17 protein-coding genes are annotated in these 17,205 nt (G+C 67.4%); 7 read left to right on the forward strand and 10 right to left on the reverse strand.

Translation table 11 applies throughout. From position 1 onward, the window contains the following. The first annotated feature begins 80 nt into the window (after positions 1 to 80). The 3 genes from VLK31_RS31645 to VLK31_RS31655 all read left to right on the forward strand — a co-directional run bounded on the left by VLK31_RS31645 (position 81) and on the right by VLK31_RS31655 (position 1,669). A complete protein-coding gene (locus tag VLK31_RS31645; RefSeq protein WP_409172453.1) occupies positions 81 to 494 on the forward strand; it encodes a hypothetical protein in 414 nt (137 codons plus the stop codon). A gap of 212 nt (positions 495 to 706) precedes the next feature. After that, positions 707 to 1,024 (forward strand): hypothetical protein, encoded by a 318-nt coding sequence (locus VLK31_RS31650; protein ID WP_409172454.1) that lies wholly within the window; start codon positions 707 to 709, stop codon positions 1,022 to 1,024. Between the two features lie 180 nt (positions 1,025 to 1,204). Then, positions 1,205 to 1,669: a suppressor of fused domain protein gene (locus tag VLK31_RS31655; RefSeq protein WP_409172526.1), complete on the forward strand. Its 465-nt coding sequence runs from the start codon at positions 1,205 to 1,207 to the stop codon at positions 1,667 to 1,669. A 207-nt stretch (positions 1,670 to 1,876) separates the two neighbouring features. On the opposite strand, the gene VLK31_RS31660 is transcribed toward VLK31_RS31655, so the two are convergent. The 3 genes from VLK31_RS31660 to VLK31_RS31670 form a co-directional block, all read right to left on the reverse strand. Continuing rightward, entirely contained in the window at positions 1,877 to 3,151 is a 1,275-nt protein-coding gene (locus VLK31_RS31660; protein WP_409172455.1) for a M20/M25/M40 family metallo-hydrolase, read from the reverse strand. 646 nt (positions 3,152 to 3,797) lie between these two features. Continuing rightward, a complete protein-coding gene (locus tag VLK31_RS31665) occupies positions 3,798 to 4,082 on the reverse strand; it encodes a hypothetical protein (RefSeq protein WP_409172456.1) in 285 nt (94 codons plus the stop codon). Between the two features lie 41 nt (positions 4,083 to 4,123). Beyond that, complete coding sequence (locus VLK31_RS31670) at positions 4,124 to 5,710, reverse strand: oleate hydratase (protein WP_409172457.1); 1,587 nt, start codon at positions 5,708 to 5,710, stop codon at positions 4,124 to 4,126. A 152-nt stretch (positions 5,711 to 5,862) separates the two neighbouring features. On the opposite strand from VLK31_RS31670, the gene VLK31_RS31675 reads away from it, so the two are divergent. Beyond that, positions 5,863 to 6,693, forward strand: a complete 831-nt coding sequence (locus tag VLK31_RS31675; RefSeq protein WP_409172458.1) for a universal stress protein — start codon at positions 5,863 to 5,865, stop codon at positions 6,691 to 6,693. A 33-nt stretch (positions 6,694 to 6,726) separates the two neighbouring features. On the opposite strand, the gene VLK31_RS31680 is transcribed toward VLK31_RS31675, so the two are convergent. Then, a complete protein-coding gene (locus tag VLK31_RS31680; RefSeq protein ID WP_409172459.1) occupies positions 6,727 to 7,248 on the reverse strand; it encodes an ornithine carbamoyltransferase in 522 nt (173 codons plus the stop codon). 276 nt (positions 7,249 to 7,524) lie between these two features. On the opposite strand from VLK31_RS31680, the gene VLK31_RS31685 reads away from it, so the two are divergent. Beyond that, positions 7,525 to 8,289: a Crp/Fnr family transcriptional regulator gene (locus tag VLK31_RS31685; protein ID WP_409172460.1), complete on the forward strand. Its 765-nt coding sequence runs from the start codon at positions 7,525 to 7,527 to the stop codon at positions 8,287 to 8,289. A 38-nt stretch (positions 8,290 to 8,327) separates the two neighbouring features. Here VLK31_RS31685 and VLK31_RS31690 read toward each other — a convergent pair whose 3' ends face one another. The 3 genes from VLK31_RS31690 to VLK31_RS31700 form a co-directional block, all read right to left on the reverse strand. After that, a complete protein-coding gene (locus VLK31_RS31690; RefSeq protein ID WP_409172461.1) occupies positions 8,328 to 10,430 on the reverse strand; it encodes a PAS domain S-box protein in 2,103 nt (700 codons plus the stop codon). Beyond that, positions 10,423 to 11,178 (reverse strand): winged helix-turn-helix domain-containing protein, encoded by a 756-nt coding sequence (locus VLK31_RS31695; protein WP_409172462.1) that lies wholly within the window; start codon positions 11,176 to 11,178, stop codon positions 10,423 to 10,425. The genes VLK31_RS31690 and VLK31_RS31695 overlap by 8 nt, the downstream gene beginning before the upstream one ends. A gap of 82 nt (positions 11,179 to 11,260) precedes the next feature. Next, complete coding sequence (locus VLK31_RS31700; RefSeq protein WP_409172463.1) at positions 11,261 to 13,633, reverse strand: phosphoketolase; 2,373 nt, start codon at positions 13,631 to 13,633, stop codon at positions 11,261 to 11,263. A 187-nt stretch (positions 13,634 to 13,820) separates the two neighbouring features. On the opposite strand from VLK31_RS31700, the gene VLK31_RS31705 reads away from it, so the two are divergent. After that, positions 13,821 to 15,005, forward strand: a complete 1,185-nt coding sequence (locus VLK31_RS31705; RefSeq protein WP_409172464.1) for a fatty acid desaturase — start codon at positions 13,821 to 13,823, stop codon at positions 15,003 to 15,005. Here VLK31_RS31705 and VLK31_RS31710 read toward each other — a convergent pair. Genes VLK31_RS31710 through VLK31_RS31720 form a run of 3 tightly spaced genes read right to left on the reverse strand, consistent with a single transcriptional unit; the run spans position 14,996 to position 16,211 of the window. Next, a complete protein-coding gene (locus VLK31_RS31710; protein ID WP_409172465.1) occupies positions 14,996 to 15,436 on the reverse strand; it encodes a DUF6691 family protein in 441 nt (146 codons plus the stop codon). The genes VLK31_RS31705 and VLK31_RS31710 overlap by 10 nt on opposite strands. An 11-nt stretch (positions 15,437 to 15,447) precedes the next feature. Then, a complete protein-coding gene (locus VLK31_RS31715; RefSeq protein WP_409172527.1) occupies positions 15,448 to 15,882 on the reverse strand; it encodes a YeeE/YedE family protein in 435 nt (144 codons plus the stop codon). Further along, positions 15,882 to 16,211 (reverse strand): ArsR/SmtB family transcription factor, encoded by a 330-nt coding sequence (locus tag VLK31_RS31720; protein ID WP_409172466.1) that lies wholly within the window; start codon positions 16,209 to 16,211, stop codon positions 15,882 to 15,884. The genes VLK31_RS31715 and VLK31_RS31720 overlap by 1 nt, the downstream gene beginning before the upstream one ends. Before the next feature lie 102 nt (positions 16,212 to 16,313). Here VLK31_RS31720 and VLK31_RS31725 point away from each other — a divergent pair, with 102 nt between their 5' ends. Continuing rightward, a complete protein-coding gene (locus VLK31_RS31725) occupies positions 16,314 to 17,198 on the forward strand; it encodes an MBL fold metallo-hydrolase (protein WP_409172467.1) in 885 nt (294 codons plus the stop codon). Positions 17,199 to 17,205 lie beyond the last annotated feature (7 nt).

A 17,205-nucleotide genomic window follows, 5' to 3' on the forward strand; every position in this document is an offset into this window, starting at 1 on the left:
GGCGGCGCTGTGACGCCGCCGCGAGGATTGTTTGGAGTCTTCCAGGGTGTCCACCTAACTTGTCTTGGTGGACACCATCCTTGCCGCGGCCGCCGCCGCGTTCAAGATGGGATTGCCGGACGCTTACGTTCATCGGCCAGCAGCCCGAGACCGTCGATTTTTCGGACCCGGCGCTGCCACCCGGCTTCGATGCCGCAAAGATCCATGCCGGCATCGCGATCGGCATGCAGCAGATGGCCGCTCGCGGCTGGGCCGCCGAGCTGTGCCTTGTGCCGCCTGACGACTCGGCGACCGAGATGGTGACGAAGCAGCTCGCAGGCAAAGTCTACGATTGCGTCGTGATCGGCGGCGGCATCCGCATCCCGCCGAAGAGCTTGCTGCTCTTCGAGCAGTTGGTGAATGCCGTTCACTTGGCCGCGCCCGGTGCAGCCCTTGCGTTCAACACGACGCCGCAGGACACGGCCGATGCGGCGGCGCGGGCGCTTGAGGGCTGACCCGGGTAGGCCGGCTCGGGAATGCCTCTGCCATTGAACTGACATCGCAAGCGGGCCTGGTGCCAACCCTCAGGTCGCTCATCGAGAGGCCGCCTCCAGGCGCATTAGCACCGCAGGCCCACCAGCTCCTATGGGCCCGAAGCGCCTGGTCGCCGTCGGGCTAAAGTCGGCCAGAAGCAGACCTTGCGCCCTAACCCTTATCACCATCGACCATGGCATTCAATCTGACGCACCGTTACGGCAGCATGGACTCGGGCAGTTCCAACTCTGACTTCCTGGCGTTGTTGCGCGAGCTTGAAGATAGGCCGGAAGATACCGAGCATGGTTCAGTGGCAGTCACCCATGAATCCGAGTGGAGCTTGGCTGCATCACGGGGCGGCTACATCACCTTCGAGAATCTCGAAGCTGAGGGCAGAGGCGAACGACACATGGACGAGTTGCCAGCAAGCAAGATTCTCGAGCTGTTCCGACATCTGGCTGAGGGAAATCTTGCGGCTATCGAGCAGGAGCCTTGGCTACCCGGCTACTAGCCAGCACAGACGGAAACCGTCCAGAAGCGGGCATTTTTGTCTGATATCTCGACTGAATGGGGAGCATCCTTGAATCGCACCGCCCGGCTTCAGCGTCACTACGAGCGCATATGGTCTCGACCCACGGAAGAGTGTCCTTTCGACGCAGGGCCTGTCCAAGAGCTTCCGTCTGGCTTCGAGGTGCTCTGTGCGCCCCCCGGCGCGAAGCGAGTGCTCTGGACATACGCAACCGCGGGACTCTCGAGCAATAGGCGTGTCCCTGCAATCGAACTCCACCTATTCAGCCCTAGGAAATCGCTGGGTTTGGTCGAGTTGCTGTACGCCGTGGCCCACTATCACTGCAACGGGCCCGGTCTTGATTGGGCTCACACAGTCAATCTCGGTCGGCCTTGGCTCGACTCTTCGCAATGCGAGTACGGCTTGGTTTCACGGCCTTATTTGGACGGGCCTGACCTTGAGAATTTCTCAGACGAAGAAGGTTGCGTCAAGTGCTACTGGCTTGTGCCGATCACCGCTGATGAACTTCGCCTCAAAGTGAGGCAAGGCATCGACAGCCTGGAAGACAAATTCGAGCGGCAGCGATTCAACTATGCCGATCCAGGGCGCAAGTCTGTTGTAGGTCCTTCTAACGACGAGCGGGCTTGACGTCCGCTATGGGCCCTTTGCTCTAATGAGGCGACAGGCTACAGTCGGCCACGAGCGGACGGTGAGCAACTTATCTGATGAAGCACCCAAACGTAAGTCCGCTGCCTATGGTTCGTCGTTCGCCGACTTATCTTCGCCTTCACCAGCAAAGAAAAAAGGCGCATGCGAGTCCTTCGCATGCGCCTTTCTCGCGTCAAGTGACGCGCCTCAGCGGCCCTTGCCGATCTCCGTCAGCAGCCGCGTCACGAGGTACAGCCGCGGCACGATTGAATCGACCTCGATGTACTCGTCGCGCGCGTGGTAGCCGAAGCCCGCGAGGCCGAAGCTCTCGACCACCGTCGCCTTGCCCGAGCGCCCCGCGTAGCCGGCGTCTGTGCCGCCGCCGGTCATCGGCGTGAGCGCCAGCTCGCGGTCGATCTCCTTGTAGATCGCCTGTGCCTTCTCGGCCAGTGCGCGGCCCCTCTCGCCCGCCACGAAGGCCGGGCGGCCCACCTCTACCTTCACCCTCGTCTCTGTGTCCGGAATCAGCTTGCCGCTCGCGATCTTCGCCTGCAGCGCCGCATCGAGCTTCTTCTCAGCGCCGGGTTCAGTGATGCGCACGTCGCCGAGCGCCTGCGCCTTCTCGGTGATCTGGTTGATCGGGCCCACCGCGCGCGCCACCGTCCAGTTGAGCGTCACACCCGGGATGTCCTTCGCAAGATCCTTCGTCTGCAGCATCTGGTACGAGAGTTCGTACAGCGCATTGCGGCCCAGTTCGGGCGCGGCACCCGCGTGTGCGGCGCGGCCCTTCACCTCAAGCGTGGCCTGCGCGATGCCGGCCGCGCCGAGCAGCAGCGACTCGCCCTTCACCACGGACTTCGCCGCCGTGGGCTCGAACGACAGCACCGTATCGTGCAGGTCGGCCGTGCTGGCGATCAGCTCGCCCGAACCTACCGAGCCCACTTCCTCGTCGGGATTCATCAGCACCGTGAGCGTGTCGTAGTCGCGCCAGCCCGCCTCGCTCAAGATCTTGAGCGAGGCCATGATTACCGCCAGCCCGCCCTTGTCGTCGGCGATGCCAGGCCCGTAGATCCGGTTGCCGTCGACCTTGTAGGGCTGCGTGTTCAGGATGCCGGGCGGGTAGACCGTGTCCATGTGACCCTGCAGCATGATCTTGCGCTTACCGTTGCCCTTCATCGTGCCGATCACGATGTCCGCGCCCGCCCCGCCAGTCGCCTTGCGCCGCTCGACCTTGAAGCCGGCCGCCTTGAGCCGGCCCTCCACTACGTCTGCCATCTTCATCAGGCCGTCGACGTTGAGGCTGCCCGACTCGATCAGCACCATCTCCTTGAGGTTATCGATTACCGCTGGTTGCGCCTTTTCGGCCGCGGCGAGCAGCTTGGCGTCGGGGGCGGCTTGGGCAGCCACGACGCCGCTCAAGGCGAGGGCGCACGCCAGTGCAATGGAGCGCAGCGAGAGGAGGGAGGATGAAGACTGGGTCATAAAGTCACTTTTCTTGGAGTGAATGGCGGGCCGAATGATAGCGAGGCGAGGCGCGATGCGAAGTAAATGGGCGACAGGGTGCCGGCCAGTCCGAGGACGTGGCCTCGAGACGGGACGTGCAGCGTCGGCCATAACTCGTCCACGAACGGCAGCTTCGGCGAAGCCGGAAAGTCGGCTTCGGGCCCATCTGAGACATTGGGCCTCGCCCAAAGCGGCCAGTCGCGAGCCCACGGGTCGAGGCAAGAGCGCCACACACGCGTGGTTCCAATGGCGCGAAATCGAAAATTGCGAAGGTTCAACGACGCGCTACGCGCAAAACAGGTTGCGCGAGCCGAAAGTTCCGAGTTAGCTGAGACAGATCACCCTGAATTCCGAGTTAGATGACACAGGGGTTCAGATCTTCGCGAGCGAAAGTCCTGTAAGTCGTTGATTGTGAAGGCCTAGCTGTACAGGCTAACGCAGCGATCGACATCTGAACTCGCTCACGCCGACGGGGTGCCTTGCGCAGCGAAATAAAGGAGGAGCGAAGCGGGGGACATTCGCGGAGCAAGGCACCCCGTCGGCGTGAGCGTCGCCCTGAAGCACCCGCATTGGTCAACCCGCTTGAAGCAGTGGCACAGCAACCCTGCTGTCGTTATGCGGCCGATCAACCGGTGCGATGAGAACGTTCACCAGCTGCGGGCCTAACGCGCTGGGTCCCAGGGGCCTGCGACAACTCGGCGTCGATCCTGTTCGTGCGCAAGACCTTCCAACCGCGCGGCGTGATCGCGTGGACTGCGGCCGGGTCTTGCGTCAGGCCGTCGCGGCGCGGCTGCGGAATGTGCGCGTCGACCAGACCCGCGGCCTGAAGCACGCGCAGCCGGTCGATCTGCACCGGGTCTGCCGCCATGCAGGGCATCGGCGCTTGGGCCAGCGTGCGCAGCAGGTTCATGCACATCGCGGGGCTCCTGGGCTCGTCATGGCGCCACGGCCTCAGCCCATCAGCGTGCGCAGGCTCGCCAGCGCCACCTTTGGGTCGGCAATGCCGTGGTAGATCGGCGGCACCTGCTTGTCCACGCCCATGAGCCCGTACACGCCATGCATGGCGCCGCGCACCGAATATTCGACGGTGAACACCACGTCCTCCGCAATCTCCACGTACTGACCCAGCAACGCGAAGTTTTTTGCGCCGTGCGGAATCACCGGTGGCCGATCGGAGTAGGCGCGGCACTCGAACTCGCTGGTGATGTACGGCATCATCACCGGCACCACGGTGGTGGTGCGCCGCACGTCGTCCAGCATGTCCTCGAAACCCAGGTGGTGCAACAGCTCCGTGAGGATCTCCTGGCCGGTGGCCTGCGCCATGGTGCGGTCGATGTAGTTGCCACGCGTCTCCAGCAACAGACCGTAGCCCCAGAGCGTGAACACGCCCTCGGGCTGGGCATCGAAGTGCGGCGCGTGCGGCACCACGATCGACATCAGCCAGCTCGAGTCCTTGAAGGTCATGAGGCCGCCGGTGCCGGGCGCGTTGCCCGTGAAGGCCTGGATGCGCTCCAGCAGCGCCGGGCTGCGCATGGTGAGCGTGAAAGACTCCCACTTGCTCTCGTCCACATGACCGCAGAAGGCCTCGGGCCGGCCCAGGCCGGGGGCCTTGCGCGCCAGGTTCTTCCACAGCGTCCAGGCACCGTCGCGCGGCTCGCGCACCAGCTCGGGGGCCTGGTGGTCGTCGCCGTTGCGGGAGTCGGCGGTCATGGAGCCCAGGGTGAGCAGGGCGCAGTCCTGCGGGCCCAGTTCGTAGGTCACCGGCCGACCGTCGCGCACGCAGTGCAGCGTCTGCAGCCGCAACTCACCGGAGGCGCCCGTATCGGCAAAGTCCGCATCGACCACGCGCGTGCCGAACTCGAACAGCACCCCATGCGCCAGCAGCCAGCGCACCATCGGCCGCACGATGGTGTCGTACTGGTTGAGCTCGGTGCGGCGCACGCCGCCCAGCGTGTGAATGCGCGGCAGCTCCTGCAGAAAACGCAGCATGTAGCGCTTGAGCTCGACCGCGCTGTGCCAGTTCTGAAAGGCGAAGGTGGTGCGCCACATGGCCCAGAAGTTGGTGTCCAGAAAGTGCGGCGACAACCACTCCTCGATGCGCTTGGTGCCCAGCGCGCGCTCCGGCATGGCCAGCAGGCGCATCAGCTCCAGCCGGTCCTGCAGGTCGAAGCCGAGATCGCTGGCGTCCAGAATGCGGTGGTGCCGGTCGATGAGCCGCGCATTCGCGTGGGAGTGCACCTGCTGGTTGAACGCGCGCACCTCTTCGTGCACCGTGCGCGAAGGCGTGCCCAGCGACGGAATGCTGTCGAGCACGTTCCACAGGCAGGTGTAGGTCTCGTCGGTGAACATGCGCCCGCCGCGGGTGACGTAGCCCTGCCTGGCGTTGCCCGCGCCGTCAAGTGCGCCGCCGGGCAGCGGCAGCTCTTCCAGAATGCGGATGCGCGAGCCGTGCATGCCGGCATCCCTTATCAACAGCACCGCCGCGCTGAGCGCCCCGATGCCGCTGCCGACGATTAGGGCCTGTTGGAAAGGGGGCATGGTGTTCCTGTGCAAAGCGGGCACGCAAAGGCTGCGCGACGCAAGGCTACCGACGCCTGCGCCTCGCGGGCTTGATCCAGCGCAAGCCGCGTGGCAATGCCCAGGCCTAAGGTGGTGCCATCGAAGCGATCGCTTCTCCATGGAGTGCCGTCATGCAGACCCCCCGGTCCATCCTGCTTCACCTCGACAGCTCGGCCCGCACGGTGGAGCGCATCCAGCTGGCGCGCCTCCTCGCCGAAACCTTCGACGCGCAAGTGACCGCGCAGCCCTGCACGCTGTCGTCGCTCATGCGCTACCCGCTGGCGATCGAGGGCACGGCCGAGAGCGAGGCCATGGCGATCATGCAGTCGCTCGACTACGAGGCGCGCGAGCGCATGCATGCCACCTTCACGGCGCACACCGTGGGCTCGCAGCGCATGCACTGGTCGCAGCCGCTGCCCGACGCGCCCTGGGGCTTTGCCCGGCGCGCGCTCTATGCCGACCTGATGGTGATGGGCCAGCGCGACCGCAACGACCCCTTCGACGCCGAACTACCGGGCGACTTTCTTACCCACGCGCTGGTCGAGAGCGGGCGGCCCGCGCTGGTGCTGCCCTGCGTGGGCCCGGTGGCACCTGTCGGGCGCACGGTGCTGGTGGCGTGGAAGGCCACGCGCGAGTCGGCGCGCGCGGTGACGGCCTCGCTGCCGTGGCTGCGCGCGGCGTCGCGCGTGCATGCGGTGTCCTACGGCGGCGAGGCCGAGACATCGCTTCAGGCCTTGAGCGGCTATCTGCGCCCCCAGGGCATCGCCGAGCCGACGCTGCACTTCGGCGACCGGGACGAAGGCGACGTGGGCAACCGCCTGCTGTCGCTGGCCGCCGACCTGGGCGCCGACCTGCTGGTGATGGGCTGCTACGGCCACAGCCGCGCGCGCGAATGGGTGATGGGCGGCGCCACGCAGTCGATGCTGCAGTCGATGACGCTGCCGGTGCTGATGTCGCATTGAGCGGCGGTGGCCTGGCAGGCGCGGCCGTCGTGCCTAGGCCAGCCCGTCCACCAGCAAGGCCTGCAGCACGAAGCGCCGGTTGTCGCCGGCCACCGTCTCTTCGCATGACGCGTCCCCCAACGCCTTCTCCAACCCTTTCTCCAACTCATCGACCAGGCCCGCCGAAGGGTGCTCATCGCTGGCGATGTCGTCCCACACGGGCACGCCCGCAGCCTGCGCGATCTGGCTCACCAGCGCCGCCGGCATGCCCTGGCACACCACGCCGTCGTACAGGCGCCCCAGCATGCGGCCGGTGTGCAGCACCTCACCCTGCTTGCCTGCGCCCGACAGGCTCCAGCGCACCGTGGCCACGTGCGCGCCCAGTTCCCTGGCGGCGCGCAGCAGCGGCGCCGGGTCTTGCGTGGCCGTGCCGTCGCACAGCAGCGCGATGTTCCTGGCGCGCAGCAACTGCGGCAGCGCGCCGCCGCGTGCAAGCTGGCGCAGCCACAGCGCCAGCGCGATCAGGTCGGCGGCCTGTGCCTGTGTCTGTGGCAGCGGCCGAGGCTGTGCGGGCAAGGCTGGCGGATGAACGTTTCCGAAGGGCGAGAGCATGGCGCGGCAAGGGTGTGACGCCGTCAAGGCTAGTGCTGTGGCTCGCGCGGCGCTTGATATGCATCAAGGCGCGCGAGCGGCCCCGCCGCTGATACACACCGGACACAAAGCATTCACCGAACGATCACCGAACGTTACCGGCCGATGCCGAGCGTTGTCACTGCGGTGCCTCGTGCTTCCTAGCATCGGTCCATCGACACGTGACGCCCTCGCGTGACACCAGACCGCCAGGAGTTGCAGATGCTTGACACCGCCCACCGCGATACCCACCCAGATACCCACCCAGATACCCACCACGACACCGCCCACGAGTCCACCACCGACACGCTCAAGCGCCTGGCCGCGCTGCTGCACCCGCAGCGCCGCGTGGTGCACACCGGCGAGGTGATCTACCAGGCCGGCGAACGCTTCGAGAACCTCTACGTGTTGAACGCCGGTTTCTACAAGATCGTGAACCTCTCCGCCGACGGGCGCGAGCAGGTGGTGGGGCTGAAGTTTCGTGGCGACTGGCTCGGCTTCGAGGGCATTGCCAGCGGCTGCTACGGCTGCGACGCGGTGGCCATGGACACGGGCGAGATCTGGGTGGTGCCGTACGAAGTGTTCATGGCCGCCTGCAAGGTCAACCCCTCGTTGCTGCAGGTGCTGCATGCGGCCATGAGCCGCGAGATTGCCAGCGACCGCGACTCGCTGATGTCGGTGTGCACCCTGCCGGCCGACGCGCGCGTGGCCGACTTCTTGCGCTACTGGGCCGAGTCGCTGGCCGAGCGCGGCATGCGCACCGACCAGATCACGCTGCGCATGACGCGCGCCGAAATCGGCAACTACCTGGGCATGACGCTGGAGACGGTGAGCCGGGCGCTTTCGCGGTTGGCGCGCGACAAGGTCATCGGCTTTGCCGAGAAGGGCCGGCGCGACGTGCAGATTCCGGACGTGGGCGCGCTGTCTGCCTTTGTTCAGCGCTGCCTGGCACCGGTGCCGGTGGCGGTCCCGGCCATGCTGCAGTGAAGCCGCAGTGAAGCTGCAGTGAGGTTTCGCTGAGGGCCTCAGCCCAGCAGCCTTGCAATGGCCCGCGCCAGGTCGGCGCGCGTGTAGGGCTTGGGCAGCAGCTCCCAGCTGGGCGGCATGTCGCGGTCGGCGTCCAGCAGCTCCGACGAAAAGCCCGACATCAGCAAGATCGCCAGGCCCGGAAAGAGCTGCTGCGCCTCGGTGGCGAGCTGCGTGCCGCGCATGCCGGCGCCCAGCGCAATGTCGCTCAGCAGCAAGTCGAACGGCGTGGCACCCGCGCGCAGGCTGGCCAGCGCCTGCTCGCCGTTGGCGGCCGTTTCCACCGTGCAGCCCAGCGTCACCAGAAAGGTGTGCACCACCTTGCGCACCTCGGCGTCGTCTTCGACCAGCATCACGCGCAGGCCCGGGGGAACGGGGGCGTCGGCGCGTTCGTTTTCCACGGCGGGCGGGGCGGCGCGGTTCTGGTCCTGCACCTGCACCTGTGGCAGGTAGAGCGTGACGGTGGTGCCCGCGCCCGGCTGGCTCTGGATGGCGATGGCGCCCTTCGACTGCTTCACAAAGCCGTACACCGTGCTCAGCCCCAGCCCCGTGCCGCGGCCCGCTTCCTTGGTGGTGAAGAAGGGCTCGAAGGCGCGCTCCTTCACGTCGTCGGCCATGCCGGTGCCGCTGTCGGTGATGGAGATGGAAACGAAGCGCCCGTGCGCATGCACGTTCGGGTCGTTGCGCTCGGTGCGCAGGCTGGTCGGCAGCAGGCCGCAGTCTTCGCAGCGAAAGTGCAGCGTGCCGCCCTCGGGCATGGCGTCGCGCGCGTTGATGGCAATGTTGAGCAACGCCGACTCCAGCTGCACCGGGTCGGCCAGCACCGGCGGGCAGTTGGCTGCGGTGTCGATCGCGATGTGAATGCGCTGGTCGAGCGTGCGGCGCAGCATGTCGGCCAGCGAGTGCAGCAGGGCGTGCGTGTCGACCGCGTCGGGCTGCAGCATCTGGCGCCGCGAGAAGGCCAGCAGCTTGCCCGTGAGTTCCGCGCCGCGCCGGCTTGCGCGCGTGGCCGCTGCAACCAGTTGTTGCGCATGGGGGTCGTGCGCCAGCGCGGGCAGCTCTTCGAGCACCTGCAGGTTGCCCTGGATCACGGTGAGCAGGTTGTTGAAGTCGTGCGCAATGCCGCCGGTGAGCTGGCCGACGCTTTCCAGCCGCTGGGCGTGGGCCAGCGCCTCTTCGGTCCGCACGCGCTGCAGGCTGGTGGCCAGCAGGTTGGACAGCGACTCCAGAAAGCGCAGCTCATCGTCGCCAAAGCGCTTGGCCTGCCGCGAGCGCACCGACAGCATGCCGATCACCCGGCCCCGGTCCGACAGCGGCACCGCCATGGCACTGACCAGGCCGGCGTCGAGGTAGCCGGGCGGCACGGCGAAGCGGCGCTCTTCGCGGTAGTCCGCAATCACCACCGGCCGGCCCTGCGACAGCACGTAGCCCGGCGGCGTGTCGGGCCGGTTGGCAATGCGCGCGCCAACCTCTTCGCCAGCCACGTTGCCCACGCCGCTGGCCACGCGAAACGCCAGGCCGTTGTCTTCCAGCAGCAGCACCATCGCCACCTCGACCTCCAGGCCGGCCGCGGCAATGTGCGGCACCTGCTCCAGCACCACGTTCAGGTCGCGCGTGTCCACGGCCGGGCGGCCCAGCCGGGCCAGGTGGTCGCTGTAGCGCGCGCGCTGCAGCGCCTGCTTCACGCGCGGGTAGGCACCGATGTCGCGGATGGCGGCCACCACGAAGGGCAGGCCGTGGTCTTGCAGCGGGCTGAGCGCAATCTCGACCATGACCTCGCTGCCGTCCTTGCGCTTGGCGACCAGTTCCATGTCCGTGCCCATGGGGCGCGGGCGCGGCGCGCGGCCGTAGGCCTCGCGGTAGGAGGCATGGCGCGGTCGAATGCTGTCGGGCACCAGCACGTCGACATTCAGGCCCATGAATTCACCGACGGTGTAGCCCAGCAGCGCCGCGGCCGAGGGGTTGGCCAGCACGATCACGCCGGCCTGGTCGACCAGCAGCAGCGCGTCGGGGTAGGCGATGAAGAGCGAGCGGAACACGCTGCCTTCCTCGATGCCCGAGGGCAGCGACAGAAATGCGGGGCCGTGTGCCGCGTCAGCCATGCGAGACCGTCGGCACCAGGATGTAGCCCGCGCCCCGCACCGACTTGATGAGCTGCGGCGCGTCCGCGTCGGGCTCTATCTTCTTGCGCAGCCGGCCGACCTGCACGTCGATCGTGCGGTCGAAGGGCGCGGCTTCGCGCCCGCGCGTCTGCTCCAGCAGAAAGTCGCGCGACAGCACGCGCCCGGGGTGCCGCGCAAAGGCGCACAGCAGGTCGAACTCGCCACCGGTGAGCACCACCTCCTGGCCTTGCGGGTCGCAAAGGCGGCGCGCGGCGGTGTCGAGCTGCCAGCCGGCGAAGCGCAGGTTTCCCTGGGGTGCGGCAGGCATGGCGGGGGCCGCTGCAATGGCCATGGCGGCCGGCGCAACCAGTGGCTCGGGTGAAAGGCGGCGCAGCACCGCCTTCACACGCGCCACCAGTTCGCGCAGGTCGAAGGGCTTGGTCACGTAGTCGTCTGCGCCCACCTCCAGGCCCACCACCTTGTCGACGGCATCGCCCCGGCCGGTGACGATGACCAGGCCGCAGCGCCAGCGCTCGCGCACGCGCCGCGCAATGGAAAAACCGTCTTCACCGGGCAGCCCCAGGTCGAGCAGCACCAGGTCGGCCGGGTCGCTGGCCATCAGCGCCATGAGGGCGCCGCCGTTGTGCAGTTGGGTCACGCGAAAGCCGTGGCTCTGCAGGTAAGTGGCCAGGAGTTGCGTGATGTCGACTTCGTCGTCGAGCACCGCGATGTGGGGTGCGGGTTTCATGCGGGAGGGGGCGTGCGGAATCCGGGCGAGGGTAGCACGCATGCCCTCTGAGCGGACCCTCTTTGCAGGGGCTGCGCAGCGCTCAGCGCGGGGTCCAGCGCCAGTGCGCAATCTCCGGCATGTCGGTGCCGTGGCGCGTGATGTAGGCGCGGTGCTCCAGCAAGCGGTCGCGCAGGTGCTGCTGCACATGGCCGGCGGTGTCGCGCATGCGCGGCACGCGGTCGATGGCATCGGCCGCCAGGTGGAAACGGTCGAGCCTGTTGAGCACCGTCATGTCGAAGGGCGTGGTGGTCGTGCCTTCTTCCTCGTAGCCGTGCACATGAAAGTTGGCGTGGTTGCGCCGCTTGTAGGTCAGCCGGTGAATCAGCGCCGGATAACCGTGAAAGGCAAAGATCACCGGCGCGCTGGTGCTGAAGATGGAGTCGAACACCGCGTCGTCCAGCCCGTGCGGATGGCCTGAGGGCGACTCCAGCGCCATCAGGTCGACCACGTTCACCACCCGCACCTTCAGCTCGGGCAGCAATGTGCGCAGCAGGTCGACCGCGGCCATGGTCTCCAGCGTGGGCACGTCGCCCGCGCAGGCCATCACCACGTCGGGCGCCACGCCGTTGTCGTTGCTGGCCCACTCCCAAATGCCCAGGCCCATGGTGCAGTGGCGTTCGGCCGCGGCCATGTCCAGCCACTGCGCCTCGGGCTGCTTGCCGGCCACGATCACGTTCACGTAGTTGCGGCTGCGCAGGCAGTGGTCTGTCACGGAGAGCAGCGTGTTGGCATCGGGCGGCAGGTACACGCGCACCACCTCGGCCTTCTTGTTGACCACGTGGTCGATGAAGCCCGGGTCCTGGTGGCTGAAGCCGTTGTGGTCCTGCCGCCAGACGTGGCTGGTCAGCAGGTAGTTGAGCGACGCGATGGGCCGGCGCCACGGAATGTGCCGCGTCACCTTCAGCCACTTCGCATGCTGGTTGAACATGGAGTCGACGATGTGAATGAAGGCCTCGTAGCAAGAGAAGAAGCCGTGCCGCCCGGTCAGCAGATACCCTTCGAGCCAGCCCTGGCACAGGTGCTCGCTCAGCACTTCCATCACGCGGCCGTCGGGCGCCACATGGTCGTCGCCGGGCCGTATCTCGGCGGTCGAGGTGCGGTTGCTCACCTCGAACACAGCGCCCAGCCGGTTGGAGGCGGTTTCGTCGGGGCCCATCAGGCGAAAGTTGCTGTCCGACGCGTTGAGCCGCATCACGTCGCGCAAGAACTCGCCCATGACGCGCGTGGCCTCGGCATCGACCGCGCCGGGCTGGGGCACCGCCACGGCGTAATCCCGAAAGTCGGGCAGCTTCAGGTTCTTCAGCAGCAGGCCGCCGTTGGCATGCGGGTTGGCGCTCATGCGGCGCGTGCCCTGGGGGGCCAGCGCGGCGATGTCGGCGCGCAAGGTGCCTTCGGCGTCGAACAGTTCCTCGGGCCGGTAGCTTTGCATCCATTGCTGCAGCAGCGCGATGTGCGCGGGCTGGTCGGCAAAGCCGGTCAGCGGCACCTGGTGCGCGCGCTGCGTGCCTTCGATGGGCACGCCGTCCACCGTCTTAGGACCGGTCCAGCCCTTGGGCGAGCGCAGTACCAGCATCGGCCAGCGGTGGCGGCGGCTGAAGCCGTCGGAGCGCCCCTCCACCTGAATGGCGTGAATGGTGTCGAGCGCCGCATCGAGCGCCGCGGCCATCAGCCCGTGCATCAGCGCGGGGTCGTCGCCCGACACGAAGCGCGGCTCGTAGCCGTAGCCGCGCAGCAGCTGCGTGAGCTGCTCGTCGCCGATGCGCGCCAGCACCGTCGGCCCGGCGATCTTGTAGCCGTTCAGATGCAGGATGGGCAGCACCGCGCCGTCGCTGGCGGGGTTGAGGAACTTGTTCGAATGCCAGCTGGCCGCCAGCGCACCGGTCTCGGCCTCGCCGTCGCCGATGACGCAGCACGCCAGGAGGGTGGGGTTGTCGAACACCGCGCCGTGCGCGTGCAGCAGCGAGTAGCCGAGCTCGCCGCCTTCATGAATGGAGCCCGGCGTTTCCGGCGACACGTGGCTGGGAATGCCACCCGGAAACGAGAACTGCGTGAACAGCCGCTTCAGGCCTTGTGCGTCGCGCGAGATGTGCGGATACACCTCGCTGTAGGTGCCTTCCAGGTAGGTGCTGGCCACCACGCCCGGGCCGCCATGGCCCGGCCCGGCGATGAAGATCGCGTCCAGGTCGCGCGCCTTGATGGCGCGGTTCATGTGCGCGTAGATGAAGTTCAGGCCCGGCGTGGTGCCCCAGTGGCCCAGCAGGCGCGGCTTGATGTGCTCGAGCTGCAGCGGCTCGCGCAGCAGCGGGTTGCCCATGAGGTAGATCTGCCCCACCGCCAGGTAGTTGGCGGCGCGCCACCAGGCGTCGAGCAGGGTGAAGTCTTCGGGAACCTGCGCGTGCGAGGGTGTGGCCATGTCGAGGTACCTGGTGCGTGGAAGAACCGGGCCAGTATGGAAGGCCGGCCATGCGCGCGCATTGATGTGCATCAATGCGCAATGGCACTGCACGGGGCGCAATTTGCGCTGCTTGGTGTGTTTGATCTGGCGCAAGGGCGCTTGGCCATCCGCTCCAGAAAATTGCCGCTTCGTTCAAGAGGCACGCATGCATTCACTGCTTTTTTCCGGCGTTTCAGATCTTCCCTGGTGGGGCCTTGTGTTGGTGGCGCTGGCGCTCACGCACATCACCATTGCGTCGGTCACCATCTTTCTGCACCGCCACCAGGCGCACCGCGCGCTCGACCTGCACCCGGCGGTGAGCCACTTCTTTCGCTTCTGGCTTTGGCTGACCACCGGCATGGTCACGAAGCAATGGGCCGCGGTGCACCGCAAGCACCACGCCAAATGCGAGACGCCCGAAGACCCGCACAGCCCCCAGGTGCACGGCCTGAACCGCGTGCTGTGGGGCGGCGTGGCGCTGTATGCGCGCGAGGCGGCCAACAAGGAAACGCTGGCGCGCTACGGCCACGGCACGCCCGACGACTGGATCGAGCGCCGGCTGTACACCCGCCACCAGGTGCTGGGCATCGTGCTGATGGGGCTGATCGACATGGCGCTGTTCGGCGTGCTGCCGGGCGCGCTGATTCTGTTCACGCAGATCGCGTGGATTCCGTTCTGGGCCGCCGGCGTGGTCAACGGCATCGGCCACTACTGGGGCTACCGCAACTGGCCGGCGGCCGACGCCAGCACCAACATCTTTCCCATCGGCATCGTGATCGGCGGGGAGGAGCTGCACAACAACCACCACGCGTTTCCGACATCGGCCAAGCTGTCGAGCAAGTGGTACGAGTTCGACATCGGCTGGCTCTACATTCGCACGCTGCAGGCGCTGGGCCTGGCCAGGGTGAAGCACCTGGCGCCCACGCCGCGGCTGGTGGCACCGCGCGCCACCATCGACCTGGACACGGTGCAGGCCGTGATACGCCACAACTACGACGTGCTGTTGAGCTACACGCGCTCGCTGAAGAAGGCCTATGCCCGCGAGTTCGGCCGGCTGCGCGAACAGTCTCCGCAGCAGGCGCGCGCGCTGCGTGGCGTGAAGGCCTGGCTGGGCAAGGACGAGGGCGCGCTCGGCGCGTCCCGACAAGCCCAGTTGGCGGCGGCGTTGCGCGCATCGCAGGCGCTGCAGACCATGTACGCCATGCGCCGCGAGCTGACGGCGCTGTGGGCCCGCTCGGGCGCCACAGGCGAGCAACTGGTGCACCGCCTGCAGGACTGGTGCGAGCGCGCGGAAGACAGCGGCATTGCGCCGCTGGCCGACTTCTCGGTGCGGCTGCGCTCCTACGCCTGAGCCGACAGCGAACTGGCGCGCCGGCGCCGTTCGACCCACTCGAACACCGCCATGCCGACGAGCATGGCCGCGACAAAGGCCACAGCCTTGCCTTGCCCCATGCCCAGCGCCACCAGGCCCGGGCCGGGGCAGAAGCCCGCCAGCCCCCAACCCGCGCCGAACACCAGGCTGCCCACGAGCAGCCGCCGATCGATGCGCCGCGCAGTGGGCAACTGCATGGGCGCGCCGAGCAGCGAGCGTGCGCGCCGCCCGGCGATGAAGAACGCGACCATGCCGACAGCCACCGCGCCGCCCATCACCAGCGCGAGCGACGGGTCCCAGTGGCCGAGCAGGTCCAGAAAGCCCAGCACCTTGGCCGGGTCTGCCATGCCGGAGACGAGCAGGCCGATGCCGAACAGCAGGCCCGACAGAAAAGACGTGACAACGAGCATGCGAGCTTCCTTCAAGCGCCGAACAGGTGGCGCACCACAAACACCGTGACAAAGCCCATGGCCATGAAAGCCACCGTGGCCGCGAGCGAGCGCGGCGACAAACGCGACAGCCCGCACACGCCATGCCCGCTGGTGCAGCCACCGCCGTAGCGCGTGCCCACGCCCACCAGCAGGCCCGCGGCCACCACCGTGCCCCAGCCGGCATCGATGCGCAGCGCAGGCCATGCGCCGAATGCCAGAAAGACCAGCGGCGCTGCGACCAGGCCAGCCACGAAAGCCGCCCGCCATGCCACGTCGCCGCGCACCGGTTTCAGGAGCCCGCCGAGCACACCGCTGATGCCCGCGATGCGCCCGTTCAGCAGCACGAACATCGCCGCCGCCAGCCCGATCAGCACGCCGCCCGCAAGCGAAGACCAAGGTGTAAAAGCCTGCCAGTCGACAGAGATCATGCCGTCGCCTCCTTCGGGCAGTACAGGCGGTAGAGCACCGCCAGGATGTCGAGCAGCGCGGGGTCGGCCACGCTGTAGTAGATGTTCTTGCCCTCGCGCCGCGTGTTCACCACGCCCTCGTTGCGCAGCACGGCCAGCTGCTGCGACAGCGTGGGCTGGCGAATGCCGAGCTGCGCTTCCAGCTCGCTCACGCACAGCTCCTGCTGGGCCAGCTGGCACATCAGCAGCATGCGTTCTTCATTGGCGAGCAGCTTGAGCGCGGCCACGGCGCGGGTGGCGCCTTCGCGCAGGCGTTCGGGGTCGATGGTGGTTTTCTTGCGGGGCATGAGCGGATGTGGCGGGTGAAACGATGGGCTTCGGGATTGACATCAATATATCAACAGATATATTGTCTGGCAATAGATCGATGGCCCGCAAGGAGGCACCCCATGTCTGAACCCACGCCAACGAAAACCACCACACAGGCCTTCTTCGACCCCGCCACCGGCACCGTGTCTTACGTGGTCTGGGACCACGCGACGCGCCATGCCGCCGTGATCGATCCGGTGCTCGACTTCGACTTCAAGTCCGGCCGCACCAGCACGCTATCGGCCGACCGCGTGGCCGCCTTTCTGCAGGCCGAACAGCTGCAGCTCGAATGGATTCTGGAGACGCATGCGCATGCCGATCACCTCTCGGGCGCGCGCCATCTGCAGGCGCAGTTCGGCGGTCGCATTGCAATAGGCGCGCGCATTCGCGAGGTGCAGGCGACCTTCAAGACGCTGTTCAATCTGGAACCGGCTTTCCTGCCCGACGGCAGCCAGTTCGACCACCTGTTCGAAGACGGCGAAACCTTCCACATCGGCCACACGCAGGCCACCGCATGGGGCGTGCCGGGCCACACGCCGGCGGACATGGCGTACCGGTTCGAATGCACGGTGTTCGTCGGCGACACGCTCTTCATGCCCGACCTGGGCAGCGCCCGCGCCGACTTTCCGGGTGGCGACGCGCGGGCGCTCTACCGGTCGATGCGCCGGCTGCTGTCGTTGCCGGCGGAGACCGTCGTTTGCGTGTGCCACGACTATCCGCCGGCGTCGCGCGCGCCGGCCTGGCAGAGCACGGTGGCGCAGCAGCGCGCGCTCAACATCCATGTGCGCGACGGCATCGGGGAAGACGCCTTCGTCGCCATGCGCACCGCGCGCGACGCCACGCTCGATGTGCCCACGCTCATCCTGCCGTCGATTCAGGTCAACGTGCGCGCGGGCCGGCTGCCGCCGCCGGAGAGCAACGGTGTGTCTTACCTGCGCATTCCGCTGAACGCGCTGGGGCGTTAGCGTCGGT

The sequence above is a fragment of the Variovorax sp. H27-G14 genome, from assembly GCF_046156345.1.
Classification (GTDB): domain Bacteria; phylum Pseudomonadota; class Gammaproteobacteria; order Burkholderiales; family Burkholderiaceae_C; genus Variovorax.